Here is a 19,397-nt window from a genome sequence, read left to right on the forward strand (position 1 = left end):
AATTCTTCGCTTTTTTTATGCTTTAATTTTGCTATTAATTAAATTTATAAAAGCGTAGGGTGGGCAAGGATGCTCACCCTACAAATAAAGTAGAAATAATTTTGCAATTTAAAATCTCTTTGCTTGTATTAAAAAGGAAATAAAATGGAAAATTGGAAAATTAAATTGTTTATAATAGGAACCTATATTTTAATAGTATCTTATTATGTTTTTTACAAAAATTATAACATTGCCAACGAAAGAGAACAAGACAGACAAGATAGGGAGTATTTTTATAATCATAACGCAACATTTGAAGAAATCACGGAAAATGGCAAAGTAAGCGTTAAAGAGTTGGTGGAGCGAAATTTAAGAGACCATTTACAAAAATTGTATAAGCTTGATAATTTTAGTAAAGATGAAATTGAGATAATGAGACACAAAAGGGGCGATTGGAAACTTAGCCATACGCATTCAGCATACCAAACCTGCACATTGTATAATAGCAGCAAGACAAAATGTAGATTTTGGAAAATAGATAAAAATTTAAATTTAGAAAAATTGATGAATATCGTATCTAAAATTTGCGATAACAATGGTAGTGTTAAAGCAAATTATGAAGAAATTTTAAAAAGCAATCCGCTACCAAAAAAAGAGTTATTTGACCCGTTTGCACAAAAAGATTTAATCGATGAAAACGGAGATTTTATAGAAAATTTTATATATATCAGACCTTATGTGTATGACGGGGGATTTGAGATTGACTTTTTTACTAATTATGCGTTTATAGAAAAAAGAAATAAGCGATACTATGTGCTTATTCCACAAAATCTGTATTTTAATATTTTTGCGTCAGAATTATTAGACGATAGAATTAGTTTTAAAGAAGTTTGCAGATACTACGAACAAATTCACGATAAAACAATAGATGAACTAGAAGAAATTTACTATTTCAAAAATATAGCAATCCACGATAAAAGCTATACGGCTAAGATTGCAGATTACGAAAGATTTTCGGAAGCACGAAGGCGTGGCGAATGGGGTATTCGAAACACTACTGAATGGAAAGACAAAATTAACAAGATAAAAAATTTAGAAAATAAACTTCAATATAAAGGAGATAACGATGAGTTTTAGCGTAGGGTGGGCATCCTTGCCCACCAAAAAATTTAGCAACCCTATTGTCATTGCGAGACGGCGTAGCCGTCGTGGCAATCCAGTAAAATTTAGAGCGAATTTAAAATTTATCAAATTTTATTGTGAATTAAAATTTTTTTAAATTTCTCTGGATTGCTTCGTCGCTGTCGCTTCTCGCAATGACAGATTAAAGCGAATTTGTAAATTTAAACAAAAAATCGCTAGAATTTACCTAATTTTTCAAAAGGAAAAACAATGAGTTTTAAGTTTAAAGAAGCCAAAATATCGGACTTAGATAGCGTTTTAAAGCCGTTTTCAAGCATAGGAAAAGAGTGGATGCTAGTTAGCAGCGGCACTAGCGAAAAATACCCACACTACAACACAATGACAGCCTCATGGGGCGGATTTGGCTATCTTTGGGAAAAGCCAGTAGCGCACATCTACATCCGCCCGCAACGCCACACCTTCAAATTCAGCGAAAAAGGCGAGCTTATGAGCCTTTCGTTTTTTGAGCCTGGACACAAAAAGGCTCTGGCATATTGTGGCAAAATCAGTGGAAAAGACGAGGATAAGGTCGCAAATTGTGGCTTAAATTCGGTTTTGTTAGAGCGGGATTTAATCGGTTTTGAAGAGGCAAATTTGATACTAAAATGCAAAAAACTCTACACTTCGTATTTTAAAGAAGAGAATTTCATAAGCTCGCAAGAGCCTGAAATGTGGTATTCTAACAAGGATTTTCATAGAATTTACATTTGTGAAATTTTGGGATTTTACACAAAATAAATTTTAAAATTTAAAGCTAAAAGTGGCGAGCTTTCGCCACTTTGATTAAAATTCCGCCACTAAATTTCGCGGCGCAGTATCCCCCAAACTAGATAAATTTACGCCAAATTTGGCTTGATTTGCTCCACCCACGCGCTAATTCTAGAATCCGTCAAATCGCTTTGGTTGTCGTTATCTAGGGCAAGGCCTACGAATTTGCCATCTTTGACAGCGTTGCTAGCGTCAAACTCATACCCCTCAGTGCTCACCGCACCCACGATTACGGCGCCTTTTGCGACGAAATTTTCGTATAATTCCGCCATTGCGTTGCAGTAGGCGTCCGAGTAGCTAGCGCTATCGCCCATGCCAAAAATCGCCACGGTTTTGCCCGTAACTTCAAGAGCGCTAAAATCGAAGCTCGCCCAATCGTCCTGCAACTCGCCGTCGTTCCAAGTCGAGCTTCCTACGATGAGCGAGCTGTATTTGCCAAGCTCGCTAGGGGCGATGTCAGCGACATTTACGACCTCGTTTTCAGTGCCAAGTTGCGCTGAAATCGCCTTTGCGGCGTCCTCTGTGTTGCCCATAGAGCTACCAAAAATAATTCCTACCATGTTTTATCCTTTCAAAAAAATTTTATTATTTATGCTGTAAGGGACGAGTTTGAGAGTGAAATCCGGCGCGAAAGAGTGGGATTTGACTTCGATATGACGGCGAAAATGCTCGCTTCTAGGATAGACTAGATATAGCGTGTCTAGATTTAGGTGCGAATTTTGCGAGATTGCAAGGGCGATGTCGCTTTGAATACCTGCGCCGTTTGCGTCGCCAACCTGCCTAAAAAAGGGCAAAATTCCAAGGCGAAATTCGCCCTTTTGTATGACGATAACCTCGCCATTTAGCGAGATTTGGCAGTTTTTGTTTTTGTATGAAATTTTGTCAAACACGAAATTTTTAAATCCGCTTGAAGCGTCGAAATTAATGCCAAATTCGCCGTTGTTTTGGAGTAGGGCGATGATTTTGGCGACTTTGAGTTTTGGTAAGCTCGCGCAAAGTGGAGCCTTTTTGCCCTGTAAAAATGAGTAAATGATTAAATTTGAAGTAAGGCAAAATTTGGTTGTTTTTTTGAAATTTAGGCTGTTTTTGGCGAGTGAAAATTTGATAAATTTATCAAAAATTTGGCGAATTTTGGTGCAATTACGGCTAAATTTATGCGGGATTTGATAAGCGCTACCAAGATTTGCGTTATACAGCGTCAAAAAAATTTGGCAAATTTGCTCTTTGCAAAATGGTTTAAAAATATCTGGCACGAAATCTTTGTTTCCAGCAAAGCCGAAAATTTCGTTATTTGGTGTGAAATTTTTCATCGCTAACCTTTTGTATTTTGATATTTGATATTATTATAGTGGATTGTAGATTAAATTTAACTGATACCAAATATCATAAAAGCAAAAATTTCACACTAAATTTTGAAATTTCACGCAAATTTTAGAGTTTGACGACCTTACTTCCAAAACCCCCTTCGTTCGGGGCTCCGTCGCGGAAATCTTTCACGCTTGGGTGTGATTTGAGAAACTCTTTTACGGCGTAGGCTAGTTTGCCAGTGCCGATTCCATGCTTTACGATAACCTCGTCAAAGCCCATTACAAGGCTTTGGCTGATGAATTTATCAAGGCGCGTTATCGCCTCATCGGCGCGTAGTCCGTGCAGATCTAACACTAGCGAGGCTTCGCGCGGTTTTTCGACCTTTATGCTGATTTTATTTGGCGCTGGGGCTGGCTGATTTCCGCTTAGTTTTAGCATATCGCGTGGCACACGAAGCCTTATTCCGTCGCTTTCAATCATCGCCATAGTTTTGTTTAGGCTTACGATTTCGCCCTTGATTTTGCCGTATTTTACGCGATCGCCGACCTTGAAATCCACAGGCTCGCTGGCACTAAATTCCGGTTTAGAAATCGCCTTAACTAGCTCGTTTGCGTGGTTTATAGCGCGTTGCTTTTCTTTGGTATCATTTAGCCTAACCGTGCGTTTGGCCTCGCTTATAGCGTGGTAATACTCGTTTTCTAGCCTAGAAATCGTGGCAGCTAGCTCGTTTTGTGCGTTTTCTTTTTGCTCTTTTAGCGTGGCAGTTAGGGCGTCGAGTTTGCGCTCTTTTTGCTCGGTGGCGATTAGTTTTTGCTTTAATTCTAGCTCTAAATTTATCGCTTTTGAGATTGCTTCGTTTAAATTCTCTTTATTTTCGCCGTAATTTTGGCGCGCGGCTGCGACTAAATTTTGCGCTATGCCGTAACGAAGCGCTGTTTCAAAGGCATAAGACTTGCCGATAATGCCCTTTAAAAATTCGTATTTTGGGACGCTGTTTTTCTCATCATACAGCGCGGCGATTAGCTCGACATTGGCGTCTTTTGCCAAAAGCATTGCGAGGCGTTTGTGGTGGGTGGTGATGACCATTTTGATATCGTTTTGCATGAGACGCTCTATCATCGCGCTATACAGGCTCGCAGCCTCCTCGAAATCAGTTCCTAGCTCGATTTCATCGACACCCACAATCATATCCTTGCGCCCAAAAAGCTTGCTAAATGCGACCATGCGCCCAGCAAATGTGGAGATATCGTTTTTGGCATTTTGCGGATCTTCCATGATTAGCTCAAATTCCTTAAACGAGCCAATCTTGCTTTTTTGGGCGCAAATTCGCATAGGAAGCAGGTATTTGCCTAGCAGGCACGCACTCATTATGCTTTTTAAAAGCATGGATTTTCCGCCGGCATTTACGCCAGTAATCAGCAAAATTTTGCCACGAAATTCCACGCTGATTTTTTTAGGATTTTTTAGCGCAGGGTGTGCAAATTCGCTAATTACTATATCTTTTGAACTATCGGCTAGCACGATTTCGTAGTCATTTGCTCTCATCATCTGCGCTCTTGCGATAAGTCCGTCGATTTCGTCGAAAGCTAAGTTTATAAATTTCAAAAACGGCAAATTTTTGGTGAAATTTGAACTAATTATTTTACAATGCTCGAAAATGATTTCTTCTTTTTTATCCAAAATCGCACTTTGAGCCGATTTGAGCGCGGTTACAGCATCGGGTGCGACATAAAAATACCCATTGGCCGAGCGCCCCAAAACTGCGCCTTTTAGCGCGTGGTTAAATCCGCCCCGCACCAAAAGCGTCTCGCTGTCGTTGATATAGTGAATCTGCGTGTCGGCTAGGTAGGGCGAAATGGATTTTGTGTAGATTAGCTTTTTTAGGGTTTGATTAATCTCTTCGCGCTTGATTTTGTAAGCCTCATTTAGCGCGATGAAACGCTCATCGACGCTGTCTTTGAAGGCGCCGTTTTCGTCAAAATAGTCTTTTATGGCTTTTATGCTATCTGGAATTTCGATTTTATCAAGGTATGCGCGCAGTTTTCCTTCGAAGTTTTGCCTTTTTAGATACAAAAAATAGCGGATAATCTTGCTAAATTCGTAAATTTCGCTTATGTGAAGCACGGCGTGTTTGCCAAGGCGCATTAGCGCGTCATCGAGATTAGCGATAGTTTCGCAAGGATTTATGTCAAATTTAGCGAATTCATTTATTTTTTCGAAATTTATCTTGCTATCGCCGTGCAAAAATAGCGGTTTTTCGCGCGCCAAATATGAGTTAAATTTCGCCAAATACTCGCTTAAATCGAGTTTTTTAAACAGCTCGTCTATGTTCATAATTCGCACTCTTTAATCTCGTAAATTTTGCCGTTGTATGGGTGTGGAGCGTCTTTTTTGGCGATGAAGGAATTTAGCGAAAACGAGTAGGTAAAATGCGCGCTCTCCACGCTCTCGCCACGGCATTTCACGCTTTTTCCAGCATTAAAGGCATTTACGATTTGCTGGGAATTTTTAGCAAAATTTGCGCTAAAATTTTCGTAAAAATAGGCGCTACCTCCCACGCATAAAATAATTGCAGTAAGCAAAATTTTAAATTTTGCATTTAAAATTTTATTATCCACGAAAAAAATCGCCACTATGAATAAAAAAGCAAAAATAAAAATCAAAAATCGCACAACTTTTCCTTAAAATTCTCCACGCAACTGATATGTGATATCACCTGCGCCAAAGCCGATTACTAGGCCGTCATTGATGATATGGCGCACGCCAAAAATATCGCTGAATTCGATCTTTTCGCCGTTTCTAAATACTCTCTCGGCAAAAAGCGGATTAAGGCCTTTAAACTCCTCTTTTAAATCCACGCCGTTTGGGTTCTCGCCGGCTGCATACACAGGCAAAATCACCAAATCCACACCCTCACCAAAGCACTCTTTAAACCCGGCTAAATTTGCCTTTAACCTGCTGTATCTGTGTGGCTGGAAAATCGCCGTAATCTTGCTAATGCCTAGTAAGGCGGCGTATTCTTTCGCGCTTTTTAGCGTAGCAGCGATCTCTGTGGGGTGATGACCATAGTCGTCGATTAGGACGAAATTTGGATTGGCGCAAAGTATGTCAAAACGCTTTTTAATGCCTTTGTAGTTTAATAAATTTTGGCGTATGTTTTCTAGCCCCGTCTCGCACGCAGCGGCTAAAATCGCAAGCGATGCGTCGATTGCGATATGCTCGCCAATCCCAAAAACCTCAAATCTGCCAAGCTCTTTGAGATTGAAGCTAAGATAGGGTTGATGATCACGCAAAACCATTTTTAGATCCGTGATATCTCGCGAAGGGTAGAGTTTGATCGCGCTTAAATTTAACGAGCCTAAAAATTCGTCCTCGGCGTTGATAACGCGAATTTTAGCCCTTTCCAAAAATCCGCGATATGCGGCGTGAAATTTGTCTAAATCATTATCATAATGATCCATGTGTTCTGGCTCAGCGTTGGTTACTACTGCGACATAAGGGTTGGAGTTAAGAAAGCTAGAATCGCTCTCGTCGGCTTCGAAAATGATATTTTCGCTGTTTTCGTATTTCATATTTGAGCCAAACTGCTTGCTAATCGCGCCGATGATAACCGAGCCATTTATCAGCGATGAGGCAATCGCGCTCGTGGTGCTTTTGCCATGCGCCCCAGCCACGGCAAATACATGCTTGTCTTTTAGCACATAAGGCAAGGCTTCTTTGCGCGATAGGCATTTGATACCGCGCCTTTTGGCTTCGACTAGCTCGACATTATCCTCTTTGATAGCGGCTGAATACACCACGACCTCTTGATCTTTTATCGCCTCTGCGCTGTGCGGGGTGTTGATATCCATACCGCTTTCGCGTAGTTTTATCGTAGTGGGGCTTTCTGAAATATCAGAGCCTGAAATCGTGTAGTTTCGCTCCTGCAAAAATCTAGCCAGCGCGCTGATTCCGATACCGCCAATGCCTATGAAATGAACCTTTTTCACTATTTTTCCTTTTAAATTTATATATTCGTGCGCCCGTTGATTGCCTTCATAAGCGAAAGCATATCTATATTATCCAAGCTTACGCCAGTTGGCACGCCTTGGGCAAGCTTGCTAAAACGCAAATTTAAATCAGAGAGTTTATCCTCGACATAGAGCATAATCCCGTCTGAATTTATACTAGGCGTTAGCGCAAAAATCAGCTCATTTGCGCCATTTTGGATTATCATGGCGCGAAGTTTGTCGATGATTTCTTCGCTAGCGTCTTCTAAGACAAAATATTTGCCGTTAAAAATTTTATTACTCTCAAAGATAAAAATATCTTTTGGGCTCTCTACAATGGCGATTTTCTCGCTCTCTCGCTCCTCATCGGCGCAGTATTCGCAAATCTCGTCCTCACAAATCGCACCGCAAATTTCACATTTTTTCAGACCCCGCACAGCTTCTTCGATATTGTGAGCTAAATTTAGCCCGAGGGTTGAATTTTGCACGCTGACATAATACGCAAAACGCAAAGCCGACTTTTTGCCCACGCCCGGGAGCTTTTCAAAGCTAGCAACTAGCTCTTCAAATTTATCATTTGCACTCATTTTTTACTGCCTGGATTGTTGAAAATTATAGAAAAATAATGTGTATTATCTGAATAATTATAAGTAAAGCTAAATTTGTGAAGTTCGCAAATTTTATCTATGATATACAGCCCAAGCCCCATGCCAGTGGCCTTTTCGTTTTTGTTACGAATAAAGGCTTGTTTGTAGTGCTCGAAGGATTTTTCAAGCGCGGCTCCGTGGTTGGCTACGCTGATTTTGTTTTCGTCGCAAATCACGCTGACATGGTGATCGCTGGAATATTTTAGGCCATTGTCGATTAAATTTTTAATCGCCAAGGCAAAAAGCCCAAAATCGACATTGATAATGGCGTCATCTTCGATATTTTCGGCAACTAAGCTATCCCATTTATCTAGCATTGACATATCGCGAACCTGCTCTAAAATCAGGCTAAAATGGTATTTTTGGTAATTTAGCGTGTAGCTTTTCGATAGAAGTTGCTCGATTTTTGCAAATTCATTAATCAAAATTTCAAGCCTTTCAAAAACAGCCACAAGGCGCGTCTTTTGCGTCTCGTCATCGAGCATTTCGGTGATTAGTCTGCCTTTGCCAATCGGGGTTTTTAGCTCGTGCATTATAGTGCGTAAAAACAGCTGTCGAGAGCGGATAAGCTCTTGAATTTTAATAATCGCGTTGTTAAATTCATGCGCTACTTGGCCGATTTCGTCTTCACGGCGAATTTGTTTTAAATCTATTTCTAAATTTCCAAGTGAGAATTGTTTTATGTTTTTGCTAAGCTTTTTTAGTGGCGCGAAACTGCGTAAAATCGAGAGATACAGCGAAAACAAAACCACAATAGTAATCAAAAATCCCACCCAGAGCGGATCGTTTAAATTTTTGGTGCCAATGCTCTCAAAAACCACGACCATTGAGTTGTTTTTGATATTTAAAAACAGAGTGTTGTTATACTCGATCGAGCTAATCTCGCCTATGGCAGTTTCTTGCGCGAAGTATTTTTTGCCTGAAATTAGGACATTTTGGACTAAATTTTTATCCTTGACAAGCTCCAAGCCAAAATTTGAAAAATAGCTTTCGATATCTTGTGGCGGGTTGTTTCGTTTGTAGGATTCTAGCAGGTAATTTACGGCGTTGATTTGGTTTGCTTGCATGCTACCTAGGGCTTTGTTCATTTGAATTCGCCCAAATGTGATAAACAGCACGCAAACCAAAATTATCGCAGTTACGAAAAATATCGTAATTTTCGTGATTAAAGAGTGCTTCATCCGATGAGCTTATATCCGATTCCGCGAACTGAAAAAATATGTTTTGGTGATTTTGAGTTGTCTCCGATTTTGGTGCGAAGGCGACCGATGATGACATCAAGGCTCTTTGAGTCTTTGTCTTTTAGGCTCTTGCAGTGATATACTAGCTGCTCGCGAGAAACTGAAAAGCTGTGTTGTTTGATGAGATATTCTAAAATTTCATATTCAGCCGGAGTTAGCACGAGTGCCTCTTCGCCAAAGTAAATTTCATGGCGTTTTTCATCTATGCGAAATACGCTATCAGCGACGGTTTCTTCTTTTTCGATTGTTTTTTTATAGCGGCGAATTAGGCTCATAATGCGCGCGTGCATTTCCTTTGGATCGTAAGGTTTAGGCAGATAATCATCTGCTCCGATTTGCAGGCCCACGACCTTGTCGCTGACATCTGATCTGGCCGAGCTAATGATGATTGGAATATCGTATTTTTCGCGGATTTCTTTGCATACTTCCAGTCCGTCCATGCCAGGAAGAGTTAAATCCAAAATTAGCAAATCATAGTTTTTGATTCCGGCACTTAGTCCGATATATGGGTCTTCGAAATTTGTAACATTGATATTAAATTTAGCCAAATATTCACTTAGCAAAGTAGCAAATTCGCTATCGTCTTCGATCATAAGCACATTTACCATGACGCGTCCTTTATAAAAATTTTGAAATTTTGCATTATATTGTAAAATAGTTAAATCTTAACTTGCATTTTAGCAAATTTAGATAAAATTGAGCCTTTTTAGTTTAGGAGAGATAATGGAAGAAGATTATTATGATATTTTAGGCGTGGCGCGCGACGCGGACGCTGAAACGATAAAAAAGGCATTTCGCAAACTAGCCTTACAGCACCACCCAGACCGCAACCAAGGCAACAAAGAGAGCGAAGAGCAGTTTAAAAAAATAAACGAAGCTTACCAAGTCCTAGGCGATGAAGAAAAACGCAAAATGTATGATAGATACGGCAAAGAGGGCTTATCTGGCGGATTTGGCGGTGGCGGTAGCGCAGGAGATGCCTTTGGGTTTGGTTCGATGTTTAGCGACTTTTTCGAGCAAGCCTTTGGCGGAGGCGGTAGCAGAGCCAAACGAAGCGTCGATCCGTATGGCATAGATACAGAATTAGCCGTTACTTTGGAATTTAAAGAAGCTCTACGCGGCGTGCATAAAGATGTAAAATACAAAATCAAAAAACCATGCCCTACTTGCGACGCAACCGGCTCAAAAGACAAGAAAAAACACACCTGCCAAACTTGTGGTGGTTCTGGGCGAATCATGGCAAGGCGCGGATATATGAGCTTTATTCAGACTTGTAGCGCGTGCGGTGGAAGTGGCGAGAGCATAAAAGAAAAATGCAAAGATTGCGGTGGCAAGGCATATATCGAGGAGGAAATCAGCGTCAAATTTGACATACCAGCTGGCATTGATGATGGGCAAAGAATCCGCCTAGGGGGCAAAGGAAATGTCTCTAAAACAGGCGAGGTCGGCGATGTGTATGTGCTAGTAAGGGTGCGCGCAGATAGCCATTTCGAGCGCGATGGCGATGATTTGTATATCGAAGTGCCTGTGTTTTTCACCCAAGCGATTTTGGGCGAGAGTATCGAAGTACCGACGCTTGATGGCAAAACCGAGTTAAAATTAAAAGTCGGAAGCAAGGATAAGGATAGATTTGTAATCCATGGCGAGGGTGCGCCAAATATCAGAACGAAGCAAAAAGGCGATTTGATTGTGCAAATCAGCGTCCAAACTCCAAAGAAACTAAACGACAAACAAACCGAGCTTTTGCGCGAATTGCAAGCTAGCTTTGGCGAAAATGACGAGGGAATTTTAAGCAAAATCAAAAATTTCTTTAAATAATGAAATTTATGGAGAATTTATGCAAAGGCTAAATGAGGTAAAAATCGGCGCAAGTGTCAAGGTGGTCAAAATCCACGGAGACGGCGCACTTAGGCGCCGTATTATGGATATGGGGATTACAAAAGGCATTGAAATAAAGCTAAAAAAAGCCGCCCCCTTAGGCGATCCTTTGGAGCTAGGCGTGAGAGGATACGAGCTCTCGCTACGCAAGGCTGACGCGTCATTGATAGAGGTCGAAAATTTATAAAATTTGCAAATTTAAAGAGTAAAAATGATAAAAATCGCACTTGTAGGAAATCCAAATTGTGGCAAAACGACATTTTTTAACGCCCTAACTGGCGCAAATGCCTTTGTCGGCAACTGGCCGGGCGTAACGGTCGAGAAAAAAGAGGGCTGTTTAATCGGTAAAGAAAATATCATAATCACCGATTTGCCGGGCATTTACTCGCTCTCGCCATACACGCCAGAAGAGATTGTGGCGCGCAACTACCTTTTGCACGAAAATCCAGATGTGATTTTAAATATCATCGACGGCACGAATTTAGAGCGAAATTTATACCTTAGCACGCAACTTTTGGAGCTTGAAATTCCAATGGTAATCGCTGTGAATATGACCGATATTTTGCGCAAAAGAGGCGATAAAATCGATTTAAAACTTCTTAGCAAAACCCTTGGCGCGCCGTGTGTGGAGATTTCTGCGCTTAAAAATATCGGCACGAATTTATGCGTGGAGCTAGCAATCGAGGCTAGCAAAAACCCTGCCCCGCACCCAAAACACGATTTTTGTGGCGCAGCCGAACACGCGCTAGCACATATCGAAGACGCTGTTTTAAAGGGCGAAAAGGGCGATAGGTGGTATGCGGTTAAAATTTTCGAGCGCGATGAGAGCGTGCTAAAAGAGCTAAAAATCGAAAAAGCCAAATTTGGCCTAATCGAGGAAAAAATCAAATCCTGTGAAACCGAGCTCGATGACGATAGCGTGGGGATTATCGCAAATGAACGATACAACTATATCGCGCGCGTAAAAGAGGCGTGTTTTGCCAAAAACACCGATTTCGTAGCAAATGCTAGCGAAAATATCGACAAGGTTTTGACGCATAGAATTTTCGCTTTGCCGATTTTTGCGGTGATTATGTTTATCGTGTATTATACTTCGGTTACAGGCGTGGGCGGGCTGATGACGGACACCGTAAATGACGGGATTTTTGGCGACGGATTTTTCGTGGGAAGTGGCGAAAAATACGAGCAAGCTCTTGGCACACATTTGCAAAGCAAAATTTGCACGAGCGAATTTGTGGGCGCGCTAGATTTGATAAATCCTGAATTTAGCGCAGTCTCAGAAAATCTCAAAACCGCTTGCAATGAAAGCGATTTTGGCGCATTTAGCGAAAATTTTGACGCACTAAGCGGTGAAATTTCGCAAATTTCAAACGAAAATTTAAAAGAGCAAATTTCACTAGCTAGTGCGAATTTAGAGGCCCAAATTTTACCAAATCCTAGCGAGTATGGGCTGTATTTGCGTGGGCTTCCTGTGGTAATGGACGAGTTTTTGGAGCGCATAAACTGCGCACAGTGGCTAAAAAGCCTCATTATAGACGGCGTTATTAGTGGCGTTGGAGCAGTGCTTGGCTTCGTGCCACAAATGGCGGTGCTTTTTATCTTTTTAGCGTTTTTGGAGGCGTGCGGATATATGACGCGCGTGGCTTTTGTGCTGGATCGCGCATTTCGCAAATTTGGGCTTAGTGGCAAGTCCTTTATCCCTATGCTAATCGGCACGGGCTGTGGCGTGCCCGGCGTGCTAGCCACGCGCACAATCGAGAGCGAAAAAGACCGCAAAATGGGCATTATGACGACGACATTTATGCCGTGTTCGGCGAAAATGCCGATGATTGCGCTCATTTCCGCTGCGCTTTTTGGCGGAGTGTGGTGGGTGGCACCTAGTGCGTATTTTCTAGGGATTTGCGCGATTGTGATTTCAGGGCTAATACTGAAAAAAACGCCGATGTTTGCGGGCAAACCTGCACCTTTTGTCTTGGAGCTGCCGCCATATCACATGCCAACCCTCAAAAATATTTACCGAAGCGTCAAAGAGCGCGTTAGCTCGTTTATCAAAAACGCTGGAACGATAATTTTCATCTCATCGGTGCTGATTTGGTGCGGATCGAGATTTGGCTTTGCCGAGGGGGGCTTTGTCTTTGATATAGAGCTTGATTTAAATGATAGCTTTATCGGCAAAATCGGCGCGTTTGTGGCGCCACTATTTGCGCCACTTGGCTTTGGCGACGCGAAGTCTGCAATCGCTACGCTTATGGGCTTAGTAGCCAAAGAAGAGGTCGTGGCGGTCTTTGGGATACTCGATTTTTCGGGGCTTGACACGCTTAGCGGATATGCGTTTTTGGCTTTTAACCTGCTTTGTGCGCCTTGCATAGCGGCAATGGCGACAATCGCAAAAGAGATGAGAAGTGTGCGCTGGACGGCGTTTGCGCTTGTGTATCAGACGCTGTTTTCTTACGCGGTCGCGCTTATGATTTATCAATTTGGCAGATTTTTTAGTGGTGCGCAAGGCGTGGGAGTAGGGCTTTTCGTGGCGTGCGCGTGCGCTGCGCTGATGATTTTAATGCTAGCAAAACCTTATAAAGAGAAAATTTGATATGGAAATTTTAATCAACAATATCGGAACAATCGCGGTTTTAGTGGTGCTTGGCGGGCTTTTGTTTTTGGCGGCAAGAAGCTTTGCGAAAAACAAAAATTCCTGCAACAAATGCGAGGGCTGCGGCTGTAACAATCCGCAAGAGTGCAAAAAAGACGAGTGAGGGTGATTTTGCCTTTGCAAGGCGCGCTTGGCGCGAACCTATGAACCCTGCGCCGATTTGCCGTTGCGCGGTAATCAAAGTGCAAATTTTGCTAAATCTGTTATTGCCACGAATTTAAAATTCCAAAACGCAAATTTCGTGTCATTGCGAAATTTTAGTAATAAAATTGAAGCGATAAACTCGCTAATTGCTACCATAGAAGCAAAATCAGAGCTACAAGCTCACATACTAAAATCAAATTTCACGCTTAAAAAACTTAGCCTAATTGCAGAGCAGAGTAAGAAGTGTGAGTGAGGGAGAGATGATGAATTCTAATAAGAGAGATTATGATAAGGAACCGATAATTATAAACGATTTGTCAGTATTTTCATTATTTTATTTATTTTGGTTTTTGTCCTTATTTGGTTTATTATTTTTTGTTTATATCGTAATTTTTATAGGTAATTTTACTAATAGAAATATACTTGGTTTATTGATTGCTGTGTATCTTGTATTTGTTTCTATAAAAAATTTCATAACAATGAAAAAATACAAACAACAAAACAAAAGTTACTTCACTTTTACAAGTCAATCAATTACAAGCACAAGAGCTTATATAATTGCGGATTTATTTTCTAAAAATAAATATATAAATGAAAATAAAACAATCCCAAATCCTGCACTGAATTTAGAAAAAGCCTATTTTTGTGTAGTTTGCGAATTGCAATCAAATTTTGGCAGATTTCATTATTTCACGCCTTATGAGTTATACAAAAAATCTAGCATAGGCGTTCATATCGGTAAAATCGTGCTTTATATTAGACATTTAGCTTTGTATTTGCTTTTTGCCTTACCATATAAAATTTACAAGCTAAAAAAGGCAAATGAACCACTTTGGTTACTTAAAAAGAATTTTGTTTTAAGGTGCAAAAATAGAAATTATCTTTTGGTAAATGTCTATTCAGTTAAAGAATATAACGAGCTTTTAGAATACTTTAAATCAATAAATATTGAAGTAGAGAACAAAACCAAATTTATACCACATATTCAAAATGACGGCTGGTTTCAAAATAAAAATGAAATTTGGAGCGATGATTTTGACGATATAGAAATTCCAAAAGATACTTTCAAAAAGAAAGTTAGACGATTTTTTAGTTTAGATTAAAAATTTAGATAGTGTGCCACGCACAATGTCGATTTTTAATAAAAATATAAAATTTAGAAAATTCAATTTTTAATAAAGGAGTAAGTTATGGTTAGCATAGAAAAAGCCAAACAAATTTTGGGTATTGCAGCAAAGCTACTAGTGAGCTAAACAAGGCAGAATAGAGATTATAAATTTTGATAAATTTTAAAAATTCTCTAAATTTTGCACGCGTAGATTGCTTCGTCAAGGCTTGCGCCTTTCCTCGCAATGACAACAGGGGTGCAAATTATCTATTTTTCACCAGATTAATTCGCTCTTTGAAATCAGGCATAATCCCAGCTATGAAGTCGTAAAATTCGCGCCTGTGGTGGGCGTAGATGAGGTGAGTTAGCTCGTGAAGCACGACATAATGGATAAAGCGCAAATCTTTTTCGACCAATTTTAACGACAAATTTATGTAGCCCTTCGCGCTGTTGCAACTGCCCCAGCGCGTCTTCATATCGCGCACGACTAGGCGATTGACGCTCTTTTGCACGAACGGCAAGTAGAGTTTAATCAAATCTTTGTATAAATTTAACGCTAAAAATTTCTTAAATTTCGCAAATTCTATCTCGTTTGCGCAGTAAATTTTACTCTCCAAAATGGCGATTTTGCCGTTAAATTTCGCCAAATTTTGCGCCAAAATTTCGTTTGGCGTGGCGTTCGTGGCGTTCGTGGCGTTCGTGTTTGGCGTGGCGCTAGGCGCAGTATCACTCGCGAAATTTGCGTCAAATTTTAGCGCACTATCACTCGCGCCACTCTCGCAAAATTTCGGCGCAGTATCGCCACCGCTAAAATTTTGCGCACTAAATTTCGGCGCAGTATTCCACAAATCCGCGAATTTCTCGCCAAATTTCAGCTCATAAATTTGCCCTAAAATTTCACTCTCGTTTTCTTTTAGCGCCAAATTTTCGTATTTTTCTAAGGTTTTTTTAATCCAAATTTCATGCGAGGCGATAAACTCTCTGGCTCTCTCCACGCTCCAAAACCACGGCACGCTAGCACGCACGGCGCAATCAGGGCTAATGCGAATCCTAGCGTATTTTACGCGCTTGAAACTAGCCAAAACGCAAATTTCGCCCAAATTTAGACTAATCGTTTGCTCTGCCATTTTTTGCTAATCCACCGCCAAGTATTCGCCCCGCCTCTGAGCCACTCATCGCACAAAAACCCAATCCAAACGCCCAAAATCCCGATTCCAAGCGAAATGCCTAAAAAATACCCCACCGGAAGCGACACGCCCCACATGAAAATCAACCCCATTAAAAACGGAAATCTCGCATCGCCGCTGGCGCGTAGAGCATTTACGAAAACGATATTGAAAGTGCGCCCAAGCTCTAAGATTATCGTTAGATAAAACAGCGGCCGCATGATTTCTTTGTGCGCCCCGCCCAGATTTAGCGCGCTCATGATTAGCTCGCGCGCGAAAAATACAACCGCGATGAAAAACGCCGTGACGATTAGACCGATTTTTAGCGCGTGAAAGGTGTGCGAATACGCGCGTTCTGGCTCTTTTGCGCCCACTAGGCGACCTACGATGACCTCGTTTGCCATGCTAATGGCGCTTCCGCCAAAGAAAATAAAGCTTGAAATCTGAAAATAAATCGTCTGCACCGTAAGACTTGCCTCGCCCATACTTGCTACAAAGGCAAAGGCGACTAGATATTGCGTGATCCAAAGCAGATTTTCCCCAGCGCTCGGCAGTCCCACGGATAAAATTTTGCGTAAAATTTCAAATTTTATTTTCAAAAACATTGAAAAGTAAAATTTTAGTTTTATGATTTTTACGGCAATTAGCGCGAAAAGTATCACGCCCACAATCCGCCCGATAATCGTGCTAATTCCCACGCCAAAAAGCCCATAAAATGGCAGTCCAAAGGGCTGGAAAAGTGCGATAAAATTTCCAACCAAAGTGATGATATTCATCGTTACTGAGATGATGATTATGTAGTTTGCATAGCCATACACGCGGATTATCGCGCTAAAAACTATCGCCACAGCGTCGATTGCAAAGACAATGCTAATGATTTTTAGATAAATCGTGCTATCAGCGAGAAGTTCGCTTGGCACCTGTAAGGCACGGAGTAAAAGCGTGGCGCACGAAAATACAAAAACCCCGCTAAGTCCGCCGATTAGGGCGTTAAAGGTAATGCTAGTATGTATTGCGCGCAGGGCTAAAATTTTATTCCTAGCCCCCAGAGCTTGGGCGACCACGACCGAGCAACCCACAGCCAAAAACCCAAAAACCGTGATAAAAAGCAAAAATACCTGATTGCCAGCGCCCAGCGCGCCTACGAGCCTGACATCGACAAGGCTTATCATATAGGTGTTAATCAGCGCGGTAACTAGGCGCAAAAACATATCCGCATAGATTGCTAGGCTTAGTTTTGTTAGTGAAATTTCCTTCATTAATTCTCTTTTTTTAAAATAAGAAGCGCATTTTAGCGAAAAATTCATAGATTAAATTTAGAAATTATTCAAATTTAATATTTTTTTTACTACAATCGACAAATTTTATCTATAAAGGCAAATTTTGGCATTAGTTGATTTGATTGATGTAGTTAAAAAATTCGGTTCAAACACTGTCCTTGACGGCGTGAATTTCAGCCTAAGCTCTGGCGAGAGAGTCGCAATCATCGGCAAAAACGGCGGCGGAAAATCTACGCTGATGAAAATCATCGCTGGTGAGTATGAAATCGACGGCGGTCGTGTCATCACGCAAAATGGCATAAATATCCAAATGCTAGAACAAAGCCCGAAATTTGACGATAATCTCTCTGTCAAAGACGCCCTAAAACGCGAACTCAAAGAAATTTACGATGCCATTGATGAATACAACCAAATTTTAGAACAAATCTCAAACGACCCCCAAAACGAAGCACTTCTAACCCGCCAAAATGAGCTAAATAAATTTATCGACGCCAAAGATGGCTGGAATATCGACAATAAAATCGAGCGAATTTTGGAGCATTTTGGGCTTAAAATTTACGAAAACCGCTCGGCTTGCACGCTAAGTGGGGGCGAAATTCGCCGCGTGGCACTTGGTGCGCTGGTGCTAAAAAAGCCAGATATTTTGCTACTCGATGAGCCGACAAACCACCTTGATGTCTATATGGTGAGATTTTTGGAGGATATGCTTTTAAATTCGAAGCAAACCATACTTTTCATCTCGCACGATCGCTATTTCATCGACAAACTTGCGACCAGAAGTATCGAGATAGAGGAGGGCAAACTAAGCTTTTTTGATGGCGGATACGAAAACTATTTAAGGCGCAAACAAGAAATTTTAGCTAGCTTGCAAAAATCCCATGAAACGCTTTTAAAACAGCTAAAATACGAAGAAGAGTGGCTTCATCGTGGTGTCAAAGCTAGGCTCAAACGCGACGAGGGTCGCAAAGCCCGCGTGCTAGCCATGAGAGAAGAAGCCAAAAAAAATCCGGGCGTGATAAGGCGCGTGAAATTGGAGCTTGAACGCGCTAGTAGGAATTTCAACGGCACAGGTGGCGAGAACCGCAAAAAAATGCTTTTCGAGTGCAAAAATGTAAGTAAAATTTTAAATGGAAAAGACCTTTTTAAGGGCTTTTCGGCTAGGGTTTTGCAAGGAGAGAGGATTGGCATAGTCGGCGCAAATGGTGCTGGAAAATCGACATTATTAAAAATGTTAATTGGCAAAACTCGCATTGACGGGGGCGAGATCAAAAGGGGCGATATTAAGATCGGCTATTTTGATCAGGCTAGGTCTGAAATTTCAGGCGATAAGAGTTTGATTGAGATTTTTTGCCCAAATGGCGGAGATCACATTATGGTGCGCGGACATTATATGCATGTTTATGGCTATCTTAAAAATTTCTTATTCCCAAAAGAATTTTTGGATAAACCAGTAAGCGTGCTAAGCGGTGGCGAAAAAAACCGCGTCGCCCTTGCCAAGCTTTTTACCGAGCAATACGACTGCCTTATTTTAGATGAGCCGACGAACGATTTGGATATCGCTACAATCAACATTTTGGAAGATTATTTGCTCAGCTTCGAAGGTGCAGTTATCATCGTAAGCCACGATAGATATTTCATCGACAAAATCACAAACAAGCTTTGGGCGTTTGAAAAGGGCAAAATCGAGCAGATTTATATACCATACAGCGAGTATTTGGAGTATGAAGACGAGATAAAAGACCTTGAAATTTATGAAAGCGAGGTCGCTTCTAGCGCGGGGGATACTGCGCCCGAAATCAAAGAAAATAAAAAAGAAAAAACCGCCACGACTAAACTTAGTTATAAACAAAACAAAATTTTAGAAGAATATCCAGCCAAAATCGAAGAGATAGAAAATAGAATAAAAGAGCTAAATCACGCTCTTTCAACCCCTGAAATTTACCAACAAATCGGGCTTCAACCGCTTTTTGAAGAGCTCGAAGAGAAAAAGGGCGCACTAAATCAAATGGAAAACGAATATTTCGAGGTGCTCTCGCTGGCTGAAAATTTAAAATAGG

General features: G+C 41.0%; 20 protein-coding genes. 10 read left to right on the top strand and 10 right to left on the bottom strand.

Annotation, left to right across the window (positions count from 1 at the left end; all coding sequences use genetic code 11):
* The first annotated feature begins 144 nt into the window (after positions 1-144).
* The 3 genes from PF027_RS02585 (at position 145) to PF027_RS02595 (ending at position 1,899) form a co-directional block, all read left to right on the top strand.
* Positions 145-1,116 carry a hypothetical protein gene (locus tag PF027_RS02585; RefSeq protein WP_270872043.1) on the top strand — a complete coding sequence of 324 codons (972 nt, stop codon included), beginning with the start codon at positions 145-147 and terminating at the stop codon, positions 1,114-1,116.
* Positions 1,106-1,258 carry a hypothetical protein gene (locus PF027_RS02590; RefSeq protein WP_270877340.1) on the top strand — a complete coding sequence of 51 codons (153 nt, stop codon included), beginning with the start codon at positions 1,106-1,108 and terminating at the stop codon, positions 1,256-1,258. Before PF027_RS02585 ends, PF027_RS02590 begins: the two co-directional genes overlap by 11 nt.
* Positions 1,259-1,371: 113 nt before the next feature.
* Positions 1,372-1,899 (top strand): hypothetical protein, encoded by a 528-nt coding sequence (locus tag PF027_RS02595; protein WP_270872042.1) that lies wholly within the window; start codon positions 1,372-1,374, stop codon positions 1,897-1,899.
* 98 nt (positions 1,900-1,997) lie between these two features.
* Here the strand turns inward: PF027_RS02595 and fldA are convergent, their stop codons facing one another.
* The 8 genes from fldA to PF027_RS02635 all read right to left on the bottom strand — a co-directional run bounded on the left by fldA (position 1,998) and on the right by PF027_RS02635 (position 9,722).
* On the bottom strand, positions 1,998-2,489 hold the full coding sequence (fldA, locus tag PF027_RS02600) for a flavodoxin FldA (protein WP_270872041.1): 492 nt from the start codon (positions 2,487-2,489) through the stop codon (positions 1,998-2,000).
* Between the two features lie 3 nt (positions 2,490-2,492).
* Positions 2,493-3,239, bottom strand: a complete 747-nt coding sequence (locus PF027_RS02605; RefSeq protein WP_270872040.1) for a hypothetical protein — start codon at positions 3,237-3,239, stop codon at positions 2,493-2,495.
* Between the two features lie 121 nt (positions 3,240-3,360).
* On the bottom strand, positions 3,361-5,571 hold the full coding sequence (locus PF027_RS02610) for an endonuclease MutS2 (protein ID WP_270872039.1): 2,211 nt from the start codon (positions 5,569-5,571) through the stop codon (positions 3,361-3,363).
* Positions 5,568-5,909 carry a hypothetical protein gene (locus tag PF027_RS02615; RefSeq protein ID WP_270859204.1) on the bottom strand — a complete coding sequence of 114 codons (342 nt, stop codon included), beginning with the start codon at positions 5,907-5,909 and terminating at the stop codon, positions 5,568-5,570. The genes PF027_RS02610 and PF027_RS02615 overlap by 4 nt, the downstream gene beginning before the upstream one ends.
* A 9-nt stretch (positions 5,910-5,918) precedes the next feature.
* Entirely contained in the window at positions 5,919-7,226 is a 1,308-nt protein-coding gene (gene murC / locus PF027_RS02620; RefSeq protein WP_270872038.1) for a UDP-N-acetylmuramate--L-alanine ligase, read from the bottom strand.
* A 17-nt stretch (positions 7,227-7,243) separates the two neighbouring features.
* Positions 7,244-7,813, bottom strand: a complete 570-nt coding sequence (recR, locus tag PF027_RS02625; protein WP_270859202.1) for a recombination mediator RecR — start codon at positions 7,811-7,813, stop codon at positions 7,244-7,246.
* A complete protein-coding gene (locus tag PF027_RS02630) occupies positions 7,810-9,054 on the bottom strand; it encodes an ArsS family sensor histidine kinase (protein WP_270859201.1) in 1,245 nt (414 codons plus the stop codon). The genes recR and PF027_RS02630 overlap by 4 nt, the downstream gene beginning before the upstream one ends.
* A complete protein-coding gene (locus tag PF027_RS02635; RefSeq protein ID WP_270859200.1) occupies positions 9,051-9,722 on the bottom strand; it encodes a response regulator transcription factor in 672 nt (223 codons plus the stop codon). Before PF027_RS02635 ends, PF027_RS02630 begins: the two co-directional genes overlap by 4 nt.
* Positions 9,723-9,837: 115 nt before the next feature.
* On the opposite strand from PF027_RS02635, the gene dnaJ reads away from it, so the two are divergent.
* The 6 genes from dnaJ to PF027_RS02665 are packed head-to-tail and all read left to right on the top strand — an operon-like array spanning position 9,838 to position 14,889.
* Complete coding sequence (dnaJ, locus tag PF027_RS02640; protein WP_270872036.1) at positions 9,838-10,932, top strand: molecular chaperone DnaJ; 1,095 nt, start codon at positions 9,838-9,840, stop codon at positions 10,930-10,932.
* 19 nt (positions 10,933-10,951) lie between these two features.
* The gene (locus tag PF027_RS02645; RefSeq protein WP_270859198.1) at positions 10,952-11,179 is read left to right on the top strand and encodes a FeoA family protein; all 228 of its coding nucleotides are present in this window, start codon (positions 10,952-10,954) and stop codon (positions 11,177-11,179) included.
* Between the two features lie 24 nt (positions 11,180-11,203).
* Positions 11,204-13,582: a ferrous iron transporter B gene (gene feoB / locus PF027_RS02650; RefSeq protein WP_270872035.1), complete on the top strand. Its 2,379-nt coding sequence runs from the start codon at positions 11,204-11,206 to the stop codon at positions 13,580-13,582.
* Between the two features lies 1 nt (position 13,583).
* A complete protein-coding gene (locus PF027_RS02655) occupies positions 13,584-13,745 on the top strand; it encodes a FeoB-associated Cys-rich membrane protein (RefSeq protein ID WP_270869759.1) in 162 nt (53 codons plus the stop codon).
* Positions 13,746-13,772: 27 nt separating this feature from the next.
* Positions 13,773-14,039 carry a hypothetical protein gene (locus PF027_RS02660; RefSeq protein ID WP_270872034.1) on the top strand — a complete coding sequence of 89 codons (267 nt, stop codon included), beginning with the start codon at positions 13,773-13,775 and terminating at the stop codon, positions 14,037-14,039.
* Positions 14,032-14,889 (top strand): hypothetical protein, encoded by an 858-nt coding sequence (locus PF027_RS02665; protein ID WP_270872033.1) that lies wholly within the window; start codon positions 14,032-14,034, stop codon positions 14,887-14,889. Before PF027_RS02660 ends, PF027_RS02665 begins: the two co-directional genes overlap by 8 nt.
* Before the next feature lie 268 nt (positions 14,890-15,157).
* Here the strand turns inward: PF027_RS02665 and PF027_RS02670 are convergent, their stop codons facing one another.
* Positions 15,158-16,021 carry a M48 family metallopeptidase gene (locus PF027_RS02670; protein WP_270872032.1) on the bottom strand — a complete coding sequence of 288 codons (864 nt, stop codon included), beginning with the start codon at positions 16,019-16,021 and terminating at the stop codon, positions 15,158-15,160.
* Entirely contained in the window at positions 15,997-17,319 is a 1,323-nt protein-coding gene (locus PF027_RS02675) for an MATE family efflux transporter (RefSeq protein WP_270868404.1), read from the bottom strand. Before PF027_RS02675 ends, PF027_RS02670 begins: the two co-directional genes overlap by 25 nt.
* 124 nt (positions 17,320-17,443) lie before the next feature.
* Here PF027_RS02675 and abc-f point away from each other — a divergent pair, with 124 nt between their 5' ends.
* Positions 17,444-19,396: a ribosomal protection-like ABC-F family protein gene (abc-f, locus tag PF027_RS02680; RefSeq protein WP_270865505.1), complete on the top strand. Its 1,953-nt coding sequence runs from the start codon at positions 17,444-17,446 to the stop codon at positions 19,394-19,396.
* The last annotated feature ends 1 nt before the right edge of the window (position 19,397 follow it).

Source organism: Campylobacter sp. VBCF_01 NA2, assembly GCF_027797205.1.
In the GTDB taxonomy this organism is placed as follows: domain Bacteria; phylum Campylobacterota; class Campylobacteria; order Campylobacterales; family Campylobacteraceae; genus Campylobacter_B.